The organism is Prochlorococcus marinus str. MIT 9107 (assembly GCF_000759855.1).
Classification (GTDB): Bacteria; Cyanobacteriota; Cyanobacteriia; order PCC-6307; family Cyanobiaceae; genus Prochlorococcus_A; species Prochlorococcus_A marinus_N.
In genome coordinates, this window is sequence record NZ_JNAI01000010.1 from 1 (window position 1) to 12970 (window position 12970).

Sequence of the window (12970 nt, forward strand, 5' to 3'; positions counted from 1 at the left end):
TCATATCATCCATTTCTTAGTCCTTTTAAAATGCTTGCTGTAGTTGCATAAGCATTACATTCAGTACACCATCTTTTTTTTAAACTGGTTTTTCATCTTCAGCTTGCTTCTCTTCTTCAGCTGGCTTTACATCCTCAACTGGCTTCTCTTCTTCAGCTGGCTTTACATCCTCAACTGGCTTCTCTTCTTCAGCTGGCTTTACATCCTCAACTGGCTTCTCTTCTTCAGCGGGCTTTACATCCTCAACTGGCTTCTCATCAGGTGAAATACTTTTTAAAAATTTAATAAGTTTATTGTAAAGATCTTTTAGAAAGTTAAAAATTCTTATTAGGAAATCTTTCATATTAAAATCCCTTTATATTATCTAAAATTTTGGTTGTCTAAAAATAAAACATATATTTTTTTTAAAGCCTTTTCGAAATAATACTTAATACTTTATTAAGCCAACTAATATTTAATGGAATTAATAACATTCCATTTTGGAATAGAAATTATCCTGCACATCCATTCTTATTAAATGGATATGGAATGTTAGTGGAATGTCAGTTAAAAATTAACCCCCCAAAAGGGTCTTGATAGTATCAATATGATACTAAAAATTAACTATTTTAAATATTGTCTCCAATTCAAATCTGGGTCCTGGCACCTTTAATCCTACTCTATGACTGGGATTATAATTTTTAAAGTGGTATGGAAGTAATGTTTTTTATAAAGTAAGAATTAAGTTATAACTACATTTTCAAGTATTAGAACCTATTAGCACCTTTTCCAAATCTGGATTATTGAACATTTAATAAAGAATTAAATGAGCATTTGAAGAGTTATTTTTTAATACCTAATTTTAGTCCTAACAGTCTTTTTCAGATTCTTTGAAGAAATACAATAAGTCATATTTTTTTTGATTTTATTTCTCATAATTCAAAATTCTTAGTTTTGAACTCTGCAGACTTGACCAATCACACCTAAAATCAGTTCATCTCCATTTGGATCTTGCCAATCAGCGAGATTATTTAAATTACTATTTACTTCATCTATGGAGATATCAACGTCTCTAAATGATTTTTCAAAACAATTTATATCCATTGTATAAAGAATATTATTAGTAATTTCGCTTCTTGTTTTGGGAATAAATTTACTCAATACTCTCACAGACCCATCTTCATTCCTTTTTATACTTTGCTTATCCCATAACTGTTCTCCATATTCACTTTTAGGGACTCCAATCCATTCATGAGGCAAAGCATCTGATTGTTTTATTGAAACACAAAAGGTAACGATTATCGAAAGGATTAAGTAAATACTATTTCTAAAGAATATTGAAATAACTTTATTCTTGGAATCAACCATAGCTAATTATGAAATACAATAACCCTTTGTACAGGAGTAAATATAAGATTAAAAATTTGTAAAAATTTTTATTGATTAGTATTTCTATTATAGATACAATCAAATATTAAATTAAGAATTTACTTCCAATAAATTTATTAGAAAAAATAATGAATAAAATACAGAAATTTCTCTCATTAGTTTTTTTTATAGCAATATTTGTTGTATTGATTTACTTTATTCAAAATTATGGGATTGAACCTCTTAGGAACAAAATAGATAGTATGGGAATTTGGGCTCCTTTTGGAATATTCATACTTAGAGGAGTAAGTATTATTTTACCAGCTCTTCCAAGTTCAACTTATTCACTTCTAGCTGGTTCATTACTAGGATTTCAAAAAGGTTACATGACAATAATCTTTTCTGATATCGTTTTTTGCCAAGCTGCTTTCTTTATTGCAAGAAATTATGGTCGAGTTCCTGTGCGTAATTTAGTAGGACCAAAAGCAATGAAAAAGATTGAAAGTTTTAATCAAAACCAACTAGAAGAAAATTTCTTTCTCATGACAGGATTGCTAATGACTGGCCTTTTTGATTTTCTAAGCTACGCAATTGGTATTGGAGGGACTCGCTGGAAAATATTCACTCCAGCATTATTAATAAGTCTTCTAATCAGTGACTCTATACTAGTAGCTGTCGGAGCTGGGGTTAGTCAGGGAGCAGGTATATTTCTAGGGGTAGCTCTTTTGGGAATGTTTGCTTTAGCGACTATTTCAGGATTAGCAAAAAATAAAATTCCTAAATAACAAAACAATTAATAATTCTTTAGTCAAAGAAGAAAGATATGACATTTTCGCAAACAATAACTTTATAAATAAGAATTCATGCAAGAATGTAAATCGATTATTTTTTAAAGTTATTAGATGACTCCATTTAGACCAACTTCATATGATCGCCCTGGAGAACAAATATCAACCACTCCTTCTGGATTAAAAGTAACTTCTGCAAAGAGATTAATGGTAGATTCATTGGTAAGAATGATACAAAAGGCAGAAAATCATTCTGTAGAAGATAAACTTGACGAAGAATCTAACAAAAATTAATCAATTTATTGATAAAAGTATAGGAGAGTGGAAATCTATTAGAAGTACTCACACTTTAGCTTTTCAGGAATTTGAAAATTCAACTAGTAAGATCTATATAAAACATATCAACTCAAAAAATAAAAAAGTAGTTGAAATTTTTAAAAATTATAAATTCAGTTTAAACCTGGAGAACATAGCAATTTCTATAAAATGGGAAACTATTAGTGATTGGGATGATGATGATATAAGTGATGGAGATGAAAGTATTTTAATATTTTTACCCAATGATGAAACTTCAGGAATTGTCTTACGAAATAAAGGTTATACTGAATCCTTTATTTCATCTTCAAATTATTTTATTGATGAAAAAAATAATTTACACATTAAAACTATTTACAAATCAACAATTTCCGAAGAAAGGATTTCCTTCTTATCAACTCACATAAGATCCAGATTTTCTACTATTAGAAATCATGAAAATAAATCAGTAATACAGACGTCCCATACTTCAGAGATAAGGAATTTAGCTAGTTTAAAAGATTAATTATCCTTTCAAATTGAAACTCTGTTTCAGAAATCAAATTAGAAAGAAAGCCTTTGTTTCCTTCCATATTATTAACTGTTGATCTTAAATCAGAGATAGTTGCATCTCGCATTAATTTAATAACCCTTCTTGCGCTTCTTAAAGGTACCCCAAGAGCAAGATAAGTATTTTTAAGGTCCTTCAAACAACTTTTTTCTAAAACTGATTCGTCATTAGAAATTAAAAGATAAGCAACAATCCTTAGGATTATTTCTCCATCTCTTAAACAAACGGACATCTTGTTAGTAGTATTTAAAGATATTGTTGAATTAACTGAACCTTGATTTTCGCAAATCATTGCTGTTACAGCATCTGCTGCAATTGCATGTGAATTTTTGGTTATTGAGTTTATTGCATCTAATCTCGAGTTTGCACTATTAATAAATTCTTTTATATTGCTTAAGTCATTTAATTTCTTATAAGAGGACAATAGTTGATTATTCTTTAAAACTGACATTCTTAAATTAAAGTTCGAACCTTAGAATAGTATAAAGCCGGTAAAAAAAATCTAATTTCAAAATTAAAGCAACGCTTCTTAATTAATAACTTCATTCCAAAGTGATAGTTGAAATAATTCAAATAAAAAAATTTTTTCCGCTAATATGAGATTACTTTTTAATAAAGTTTTGGATCAGCAAGATTTAAAATTATCAAAGAAACTTATTTCCTCTTATAAAAAGAGATTGGAAAAAGAAATTCTTGACAGAAGTATTAAATTAAAAATGCCTCAAAATAAATTTGAAGAAATAATTCATAACAATAATGAACTTATTAATTTAAAAAAAGCGTTAGAAAAGCTAGAAGAAGAATCTGAAACTAATAATAAAGTCTAATTTCTGAAAAACCCTCCCAAAAGTGCCTCAAACCAACGATTTTCTTTTTAAGTCTTTAAACAATGAACAACTTCAAGCGGTAGAACATGTTTATGGACCACTTTTAGTTGTTGCAGGTGCAGGCAGCGGAAAGACAAAAGCTCTTACCCACAGAATTGCAAATCTTATTGAAAACAACTCTATAGATCCCCATAACATTCTTGCGGTCACCTTTACAAACAAAGCTGCTAAAGAAATGAAAGCAAGGTTAGAAGTTCTTCTCGCACAAGAATTAGCTTTTAATCAATTTGGTCAGCCATGGTCAACTCTTAAAGAAATTGAACAAAATCAATTAAGAACAAACGTTCATCAAGAGAGACTTCAAAATCTTTGGATAGGTACCTTTCATTCTTTGTTTTCAAGACTTCTAAGATACGATATTGAAAAATATCATGATCCAGAAGGATTAAAATGGACAAGACAATTTTCAATTTACGATGAAACAGATTCTCAAACATTAGTAAAAGAAATTATCAGTCAAGACATGAATCTTGATCCCAAAAAATATGATCCCAAAAAGATTAAAAGATTAATAAGTAATGCTAAGAATCAATGCCTAACTTCGAATGATCTTCTAGAAAAAGCAGATAATAATTTTGATAAAACAGTTGCAGAGGCCTACAAGAGATATAGGATTTCACTTTCAAAAAATAATTCTTTAGATTTTGATGATCTTCTACTTTTACCTGTTTTCTTATTGAGGCAAAATGATGAAGTGAGAGATTACTGGCACAAAAGATTTAAACACATACTAGTTGACGAATATCAAGATACAAATAGAACACAATATGAACTTATAAAATTAATTACTGCTGGGGATACTGAACCCAAAAAATTCTTTAATTGGGAAGACCGTTCAATTTTTGTAGTAGGAGATGCTGATCAAAGTATTTATAGTTTCAGATCAGCTGACTTCAGAATTCTAATTGGTTTTCAAAAAGATTTTAAAACTGCATTTGATGAAAATATAAAACCATCTTTAATTAAATTAGAAGAAAATTATAGGTCATCATCTAATATCCTTGATGCTGCAAACTCACTAATTGAAAACAACTCTGAAAGAATTGAGAAAGTTTTAAGGGCTACTAAAGAAAAAGGAGAACTTTTAAAGTTACTCAGCTGTGATGATGAAATTTCTGAGGCAGAAGCAATTACCAATAAAATAAAATCACTCAATAATTACAATCAAAACCCAATTTGGAAAAATTTTGCAATCTTATATCGAACAAGAGCTCAGTCAAGAGTATTAGAGGAATCTCTTGTAAGGTGGCGCATTCCCTATACAATTTTCGGAGGATTACGTTTTTACGATAGAAGGGAAATTAAAGATGCAATAGCATATTTGAAAGTTCTGGTTAATTCTTCAGATAACGTTAGTCTTTTGCGTATTATAAATGTTCCTAGAAGAGGGATTGGTAAGACTACTATTCAAAAACTTAATGAACTATCTAACAGGTTAAATGTTCCATTATGGGAGGTTCTTAATGATAAGCAAAGTCTTGAAGAAACAATAGGCAGATCATCAAAAGGAATTAATAAATTTACTGAAGTTATGAATGATCTACTTTGTTATCTAAAAAATTCAGGCCCAGCTCAACTACTACAATTAATCTTAGAAAAAAGTGGCTATTTAAGTGACTTGATAGCTAGTGGGACGGAAGAATCTGAAGATAGAAGAAATAACTTACAAGAATTAATTAATGCAGCTACTCAATATGAAGAAGAAACAGAAAGTGGAGATGTAGAGGGTTTTCTTTCTACAGCAGCCTTAACAACTGATAATGATACGAAGAAGAATAATCCCAACTCAGTAACTCTTATGACTCTGCACAATAGTAAGGGTTTAGAATTTCAAAATGTTTTTATCACTGGACTAGAACAAGGTCTCTTTCCCAGCCATAGATCAATAGATACTCCCTCACTTCTAGAGGAGGAAAGAAGATTATGCTACGTAGGTATCACTAGAGCGAAAGAAAGAGTTTTCTTAAGTCATGCCAGAGAAAGAAGATTATGGGGTGGAATGCGTGAAGCAACAATTCCTTCAATATTTCTCTCGGAAATACCTGAAGAGTTAATAGATGGTGAATTACCCCAAACTGGTGGTGCTTCAATTAGAAGAGATTGGCATCTTGATCGGTTAACAAGAGTTGATCGAAATAATCCAAATGAGTATGTTAACAAACCAATAAATGCTGTAAGAAAATTATATTCAGGGCCCAGTAAGGGAAAAAGCTGGATAGTTGGAGATAAGCTAATTCACTCAAAATTTGGGAAAGGTGAAATCATACATATTTTTGGGAGCGGTGAAAAAATATCTTTAGCAGTAAAATTTGGTGATAAAGGAAGTAAAATTCTAGATCCTAGATTAGCTCCAATTCGTTATGTAAGTTAAAATTTATGAATGATATTTCTGAATATATACACGAGGAATTAATTAAAATTCCATTTAATCTATATAACCTAATTACTAAATACATCGAATCTAACAATAATATTAAGGTGGCTTTTGTTGGAGGTTATTTAAGAGATTTATTAATAAGTAAATTCCACAAAAAATCCTTTTCTGAACCAGTAGATTTAGATCTTGTTATTGAAGGTTCCTCTATTGCTCTGGCAAAATTCATAAAAAAAAATATTGTAAATGTAGATTTATGTTTAATTAAGGAATTTAATTTATACAACACTGTAGAAATAAATATTAATGACTATAAAATTGATATCGCTTCTGCAAGAAAAGAAATTTATTCTGCTCCAGGGTTAAATCCCACAGTAACTAAAAGTACTATTGAGGAGGATCTCAAGAGGAGAGATTTCACTATAAATTCAATAGCTTTCGAGGTCTCGACAAGGAAAATCTATGATCTTTATGGAGGAATTTCTGATATAAAAAGTAAAAAATTGAACTTACTTCACAGTAATAGTATTTCAGATGATCCAAGTAGATTAATTAGATGTGCAAAATATGCTTCAAGGTTAGATTTCAATATTTCAAATAATTCCCTCAAACAAGCTCAAGAAACAGTTAGACAATGGCCATGGAAAAGTTCAGAAACTCATCAGAAAATGATTTACCCTCCTGCACTAGGCATACGAATAAGGATGGAACTAGCTGAAATATGCAAACACGATAATTTGAATAATGTAATTTCGATAATTCATAAATGGGAAATTATCTCAATCCTAAATAAAAATATTAAAGTCGATAAAAGGTTTTTAAGAGGACTAAATTGGATTAAGAAGTTGAATGGAAATTATATGCTTTACTTGTTAAAAGATTCAGAAGATTTAGAAACAGCATGTCAAAGATTTTTGGTAAATAATAGTGAGATAAAAATATTAGAAGATTATTCAAATATAAAAAAGATATTAAAAACCAACCAAAAAAAATTCATGCATTTTTCTCCATCAAGTTGGACAAAATTTATTGAGGACAGAAACCTTAATGAAGAGACAGTCAAATTATTAATTAGTGATGGAGGTCCGTACTGGCGTAACTTGTTTAAGTGGTTATTTATTTACAAATCAATAAAATCTAAAAAAGATGGAGAAATATTAAAAAAAGAAGGATGGAATCCAGGGAAGGAAATGGGTAAGGAAATCAAAAGATTAAGGTATTTGGAAATTGACAAACTGAATAGAAATTGATTACATTTTTACAACTTCTCCAACCTTGTACCATTTATCTTTAAGAGTATTTTCATATTTACGATTGCAACTAATCAACAAGGGGCCACAAGTTTGAGGATCTAGTAGTAATGATATTTTTTCGTTAAAAGTTTCTTTATCTAATGAATCTGCGTTTAAAAAATTAATTATTCTTTTTTGGGAATTTCCTTGATAAATTTTGTCAAAAATTTCTTTATTAGATTCAAAGAAAGTACTTTTAATATCTTTTCTTATTAAATCAAATACTCCGGGATAAGCTTTAAATGCAAATAAATCTAATAAAACTTTTACAGGCTCTAGATTATTTCTTTCCCTATAAAAATTAGATGATTCAACCATCTCTTTAAGATGTCCAATAAATCCATATCCAGTAATATCAGTAGCGGCATTAACAAATGATTCTCTAAATTGGTCTTGAAAAAGATAAATTTCATCAATCAAATATTGCTGACTCTTTACTAAATTATTAATTATTTCAGAAGAACTACCTAGCATATTAATATTTTGCATTTGACCGGCAAAGTAAATCCCAACTCCGAGAGGTCTAGACATCATAAGAATGTCTCCATCATTCATTCCAGATTTAAGCCATGGTTTTGCTCCATTTTTTAAGATGCCTTGGACAGTTAAAGAAATATCTATTCCTAATGAATAAGGTTTATTTACTAAACTTCTTGACTCGAAAGTATGGCCTCCAATTAATTCACCTCCATGATCCTCAACTGTTGATTTTATCCCTTGAAGGGATTGAGAAAAGAGGTAACTCTGAAATTCCCTTTCAACTTTTGGTAATGAAATTAAAGCCTGCGCGGATGAAAGTTTTGCTCCGCATGCCCACAAATCTGAGCAAGCATGCAAAGTAGTAATTTTTGCATTAAGCCAAGGATCACTTACCAAAGCAGGAAATCCATCTACACTTTGCAAGATAAAATCTTGACGATTTTGATAGATCTCAACTGCATCTTCAGGGGATGAAGCAAAAGAATCTAAATTAGAATTTATTAATGATTTATTCAAAACAATCTGAGGAATTTTAGCGGCACATCCCCTGCAATCATTCAATGAAATATTTTTTCGACAATTTTTCATGATTAGCCTTTTTGATCTGAACTTATTAATAAAATTCAGATCAATTTTATGCTTTAAAATCCAAAAAAGAAAAGAAGGGCCAAAAACAAAATTGCGATAAATAGCAAAAGCCTTTGGATGATGGCTTGGAAATATATTAACTATTTGCAATCCGATCCTTTGAGGAAACCACTTTTTTAATGATCCCCCTTCTATATCCTTTTTTAGATTTTGTACTAATGTATTTACAACTTTTACAGCAAAAACTCCTGATGCTGGTCTTTTTGCCGAATCTACAAATGCGCAATCACCCGCAGCAAAGATTCCAGAGAAACTTTTCAACTGCAAATTCTGATTTGTGATTATTCTGCCATGAGAATCTGAATCTAATAATTTTTTTTGTGCCCATAAAGGAGATGTATTCCCAGTACATAAAAGAATCTTGCCATAAGCAAAATTAAGGTTTTCAACTAAATCAATATTGGAATTCCGTAAACTTTTTAGGATTGTATTATTAATTTTTCTTGTATCACATAATAATTTTAAAGATCTAGTTCTCCATCTTTTTCTCAAAGCATATGATACTTCAATTGCAGCAAGGCCACTTCCAACTATTACAAATGGAAGTTCATTAACTGAATCAAAAATGTCCTCTTTTTGTATTAATTCATAAGCCCTCAAAAAAGGTTTAATTGAAAAAGCATTTTGATTTTTAACGTGTGACTCAAATTCCTTTGGAATTATTGTTTGACTTCCATAATTAAGCACTAAATTCGAATAATTAACTGAGGGTCTATTACTTAAAACAATTTTCTTTAAATTGAAATCAATATCCTTTACTTCTTCTTCTATAAAAGATACTTTTGCGTTTTTTGCTAATGATTTTATATCAATTAAACTCTCTTCTAAAGAAATTGATTTTGAAATCACCGATGGGAACATCGCCGAATAAACCAAATGAGAATCTCTAGATATAATTGAAATAGGAATCTCTGGCATTAATTTCTCACACATTAACCATTTCTTAATTAAAAGAACATTTGTGTGTCCTCCTCCAATTAGTACTAGATGATTAAAAGTCATTTACATCTCAATGAATAAAGAACATTTATTACCAATTGAAAAATCAAGATTAGGAGTAATAGGTGGGAGTGGATTTTATTCAATGGATCAAATAGAGTACTTAAGAGAGATAGAAATCAATACTCCCTATGGTAAACCTTCTGATTCAATAAGAGTATATAATCTCGGGAATCTAGAGATAGCATTCATTCCTAGACATGGAAGAACACATAGATTAAATCCTACTGAAATCCCTTACAAAGCTAATATTTGGGCTCTAAGATCAATCGGGGTAAGATGGATTATTGCTCCATCAGCAGTTGGTTCATTACAAGAACAGATAAGGCCTCTTGATATAGTGGTGCCTGATCAATTTATAGACCGGACAAAAAATAGACCAGCAACATTCTTTAACGAGGGAGCTGTAGCACACGTAACGATGGGAGATCCCTTCTGCACAAATTTATCCCGTATATTAATTGAAATCGGAGAAAAAAATATTCCTGGCGGTAGACAATTGCATAGAGGAGGTATCTATCTAGCAATGGAAGGTCCTGCTTTCTCAACTAGAGCAGAATCTAATTTATATAGAAGTTGGGGATGTTCAATAATAGGAATGACGAACCATACAGAAGCAAGATTAGCTAAAGAAGCTGAAATAGCTTACTCCTCATTATCTATGGTTACTGATTATGATTGCTGGCATCAAACACATCAAGAAGTTTCTTTAGAAATGGTTTTGGATAATCTTAGGTCTAATACTGAAGTAGCTAATAAAATAATTTTTGAAATCGCTAAATTGATAGAAAAAGAGAGACCAAAAAGTAAGTCTCATTTTTCATTAAAAGATGGCTTGATAACTCAAAAAGAAAATATCCCAAGCTCAACAAAAGAAAAGCTAAGGATATTTACTGATTCTTATTGGACTTATTAGGAATAAGTGATTGTCAGATTAAATTAAGACTTTAGTTAGCCTCCAGCTCCGACACCTTGGTAGGAACCATAGAAGAATATTCCTAAAACGAAGATAACTGCAATTCCACCTGCTGTAGCGACGAGCCATAGAGGAAGAGTTCCCTCTGTCCATCTTCTTTCCCATGCTACTGCTGGTCTTCCATCGGGAAGTCTATCTGGGATTCTTCCATCAGGTCCTTTTAATTTTTTACTCATAGTTTGGATTTAGTTGAAAAAATAACTGGAAAATAAAATTCCCAAAACAAATACTAATAATAAGCCTAAATAAAGACTTGTACGATTAAGTTCAACTGGAACTTTGTTAGGATTTTCGTTTACTTGCATAATGTTTAAATTTATCTGGCGACGAATTGCATTGCTGCAATTGAACCCAAAAAGAATACTGAAGGAATAGCTAGAGCGTGAACTGCTAACCATCTAACAGTAAATATAGGATAAACGCGGACTTCTGCAGCCTGCATTGGAGCTTGAGAATTAGTCATTGTTATTTTGTTCTTAAATCTAGTTGAGATTTAGCTTCATATCTTTGTGTTACTACAGGTGCTTTAGATTCAGATGATTGAAAATAACTATCCGGACGAGGAGTTCCGAAAGCATCGTAGGCTAAGCCTGTATATACGAATAAGAAGCCTGCTATAAAAATAGCTGGTAATGTTACTGCATGAATAATCCAGTATCTAATACTGGTGATTATTTCAAAGAATGGGCGTTCACCCGTTGAACCTGCGGCCATAATCACAAATGTTTACCCTACGATCTTACAGTGTAAAATCATAAGTTCGCGAAGAAATTAACAGCTTGGTTACAGACAGTTGCTAAATCTGTCAAAAATTAAGTTTTTTTTTACTTTTCACTCAAGTTATTTAAAATTAGCTATTCCATTTAAGGATATAACCACGTTCGCCAAGAACAAATCCTTTTTGATTATCTAAAGCCTCCTTATCAAGAAAAACTATTTTAATGAAGTTTGTTGGCAATTCAGAAGCAATAGGATCTTTATTCCAAGTTTTACCTTGATCTTTACTTACTATTAAAGTGCCATTACCTCCCCCAGCCCATATATCGCCATTTGGATCCCATCCCATGTCTAGATAATTGTATCCATTAAGAATAGGTATAATAGGCTTTGACCAATTTTCAAGGTCATCAGTATCTTCATTAAATCTAATTTCTGCCCCTCTAGAAAGCATCCATAAACTTCCTTCTGGATTGAAACCAATACTTTGAACTCTTTTGCTACTCGCTCTTTGATGAGCTATCCATGTATCACTATCCTTTTCCAAAGTAGAAAAGAAATTACCCAAACTACTTACGCTCACATAATCTCCTTTATTAGTTCTTCTTAAATCTCTTACACCTCCAGAACCAGATGCATCTAAAACTTTTGCGTTCCATGATTCACCACTATCTGATGTTTCATAGATTGCACCTGCTGTGGTAGCCAATTCTGCAACGCCATTATCAACAGTCGTTATTAGAAATGGCTGGCCTGGCAATTTGTTACCTAGAGATAAACGAGTCCAATTTTTTCCCGCATCAAGTGTATGCATAACCAATGAGGGCTGGCCTATTAACCATCCCTCTTCACCTTTAAAGTCAATGTCTAGCAGACGAAAGTTCTCTTCACTTGGTAAATCTAAATTTCTTTTCTCCCAAGTTTCTCCTCCATCATTAGATTCCATAATAAGTCTGTTAGAACCTACTAAAAACCCATTTTTATCATCTATAAAATCAACATCTAAAGCATTTGCCTGGTCTTCAAAATGAATTGTTTTCCATGGGCTGCTATCATTTACTTTCACTCCTGATGATGAACAACTGCTCAGGATAAAACATAGAAGTAATGGTAAAAGTAGATTAGGAAGACTGGTAATAAATTTTTTCATCTGTTTATATTAATGCAAAGAGTACAAAGAAAGGAAGCAGGCAGCTGCAAATGCCAAACCTCCAAAAATTAGTATATTTTTTTGGCCAGAAGGTAAACTGTTAAAACCAAATCCGTAAGTTAAATTTTCTTCAAAACCACTAGGTTTAGATTTTGGACCTATATCTTCATAAAAATTCTTACCAGCTCTACAAACTGGACAAGCAAATGTATTCCCATCCAACTCTAAAAAGGGTGTATTTTGGGGTATATTTAATTTTTTATTCCCTTCAGAGGGATCATAAATGTATCCACAACTTCTACATTCGAATCTATTTTGTTCTAAATTAATGGAAGGTTGTTCAACATTTACTCCTGGGGAGTTTTCGGGAAAATTTTCTTTCTCAAAATTTTCAACTCTTTTGTTTTCCTCAGAGGCTGGTTGAATGTTTTCACTCACAGTTTATTA

At 31.2% G+C, this 12970-nt stretch carries 17 protein-coding genes; 7 read left to right on the forward strand and 10 right to left on the reverse strand.

Going from position 1 to position 12970, the window contains the following annotated elements:
• Positions 1-79: 79 nt before the first annotated feature.
• A complete protein-coding gene (locus EU92_RS01680) occupies positions 80-343 on the reverse strand; it encodes a hypothetical protein (RefSeq protein ID WP_032514503.1) in 264 nt (87 codons plus the stop codon).
• 584 nt (positions 344-927) lie between these two features.
• Complete coding sequence (locus tag EU92_RS01675) at positions 928-1347, reverse strand: hypothetical protein (RefSeq protein ID WP_032514504.1); 420 nt, start codon at positions 1345-1347, stop codon at positions 928-930.
• Between the two features lie 149 nt (positions 1348-1496).
• Here EU92_RS01675 and EU92_RS01670 point away from each other — a divergent pair, with 149 nt between their 5' ends.
• From EU92_RS01670 to EU92_RS01660, 3 genes are all read left to right on the forward strand, one after another.
• The gene (locus tag EU92_RS01670; RefSeq protein ID WP_032514505.1) at positions 1497-2132 is read left to right on the forward strand and encodes a TVP38/TMEM64 family protein; all 636 of its coding nucleotides are present in this window, start codon (positions 1497-1499) and stop codon (positions 2130-2132) included.
• Between the two features lie 117 nt (positions 2133-2249).
• Complete coding sequence (locus EU92_RS01665) at positions 2250-2429, forward strand: hypothetical protein (RefSeq protein WP_032514506.1); 180 nt, start codon at positions 2250-2252, stop codon at positions 2427-2429.
• Complete coding sequence (locus EU92_RS01660; protein ID WP_032523340.1) at positions 2404-2955, forward strand: phycobiliprotein lyase; 552 nt, start codon at positions 2404-2406, stop codon at positions 2953-2955. The genes EU92_RS01665 and EU92_RS01660 overlap by 26 nt, the downstream gene beginning before the upstream one ends.
• Here EU92_RS01660 and EU92_RS01655 read toward each other — a convergent pair.
• Positions 2939-3451, reverse strand: a complete 513-nt coding sequence (locus EU92_RS01655) for an R-phycoerythrin subunit beta (protein ID WP_032514508.1) — start codon at positions 3449-3451, stop codon at positions 2939-2941. The genes EU92_RS01660 and EU92_RS01655 overlap by 17 nt on opposite strands.
• A gap of 145 nt (positions 3452-3596) precedes the next feature.
• Between EU92_RS01655 and EU92_RS01650 the strand changes: the two genes are divergently transcribed.
• From EU92_RS01650 to EU92_RS01640, 3 genes are read left to right on the forward strand one after another with little or no spacing between them, the layout of a single operon-like run.
• Positions 3597-3827 carry a hypothetical protein gene (locus EU92_RS01650; protein WP_241432583.1) on the forward strand — a complete coding sequence of 77 codons (231 nt, stop codon included), beginning with the start codon at positions 3597-3599 and terminating at the stop codon, positions 3825-3827.
• 22 nt (positions 3828-3849) lie between these two features.
• Positions 3850-6258: a UvrD-helicase domain-containing protein gene (locus EU92_RS01645; protein WP_032514509.1), complete on the forward strand. Its 2409-nt coding sequence runs from the start codon at positions 3850-3852 to the stop codon at positions 6256-6258.
• 5 nt (positions 6259-6263) lie between these two features.
• On the forward strand, positions 6264-7511 hold the full coding sequence (locus EU92_RS01640) for a CCA tRNA nucleotidyltransferase (RefSeq protein WP_032514510.1): 1248 nt from the start codon (positions 6264-6266) through the stop codon (positions 7509-7511).
• Here EU92_RS01640 and selD read toward each other — a convergent pair whose 3' ends face one another.
• On the reverse strand, positions 7512-9683 hold the full coding sequence (gene selD, locus EU92_RS01635; protein ID WP_032514513.1) for a selenide, water dikinase SelD: 2172 nt from the start codon (positions 9681-9683) through the stop codon (positions 7512-7514). It lies immediately after the preceding gene.
• 10 nt (positions 9684-9693) lie between these two features.
• On the opposite strand from selD, the gene mtnP reads away from it, so the two are divergent.
• On the forward strand, positions 9694-10596 hold the full coding sequence (gene mtnP, locus EU92_RS01630) for an S-methyl-5'-thioadenosine phosphorylase (RefSeq protein ID WP_032523603.1): 903 nt from the start codon (positions 9694-9696) through the stop codon (positions 10594-10596).
• Between the two features lie 35 nt (positions 10597-10631).
• Here mtnP and EU92_RS01625 read toward each other — a convergent pair whose 3' ends face one another.
• The 6 genes from EU92_RS01625 to EU92_RS01605 all read right to left on the reverse strand — a co-directional run bounded on the left by EU92_RS01625 (position 10632) and on the right by EU92_RS01605 (position 12961).
• Entirely contained in the window at positions 10632-10832 is a 201-nt protein-coding gene (locus tag EU92_RS01625) for a photosystem II reaction center protein J (RefSeq protein ID WP_012007096.1), read from the reverse strand.
• Positions 10833-10841: 9 nt separating this feature from the next.
• The gene (locus EU92_RS09605) at positions 10842-10961 is read right to left on the reverse strand and encodes a photosystem II reaction center protein L (RefSeq protein ID WP_072013190.1); all 120 of its coding nucleotides are present in this window, start codon (positions 10959-10961) and stop codon (positions 10842-10844) included.
• An 11-nt stretch (positions 10962-10972) separates the two neighbouring features.
• Positions 10973-11119, reverse strand: a complete 147-nt coding sequence (psbF, locus tag EU92_RS01620) for a cytochrome b559 subunit beta (RefSeq protein ID WP_011375863.1) — start codon at positions 11117-11119, stop codon at positions 10973-10975.
• A 2-nt stretch (positions 11120-11121) separates the two neighbouring features.
• Positions 11122-11370, reverse strand: coding sequence for a cytochrome b559 subunit alpha (gene psbE, locus EU92_RS01615; RefSeq protein WP_002806020.1), 249 nt, complete (start codon positions 11368-11370; stop codon positions 11122-11124).
• 136 nt (positions 11371-11506) lie between these two features.
• Positions 11507-12523, reverse strand: coding sequence for a photosynthesis system II assembly factor Ycf48 (locus tag EU92_RS01610; RefSeq protein ID WP_032523342.1), 1017 nt, complete (start codon positions 12521-12523; stop codon positions 11507-11509).
• A 9-nt stretch (positions 12524-12532) separates the two neighbouring features.
• On the reverse strand, positions 12533-12961 hold the full coding sequence (locus tag EU92_RS01605) for a rubredoxin (RefSeq protein WP_032514517.1): 429 nt from the start codon (positions 12959-12961) through the stop codon (positions 12533-12535).
• Positions 12962-12970: the final 9 nt, after the last annotated feature.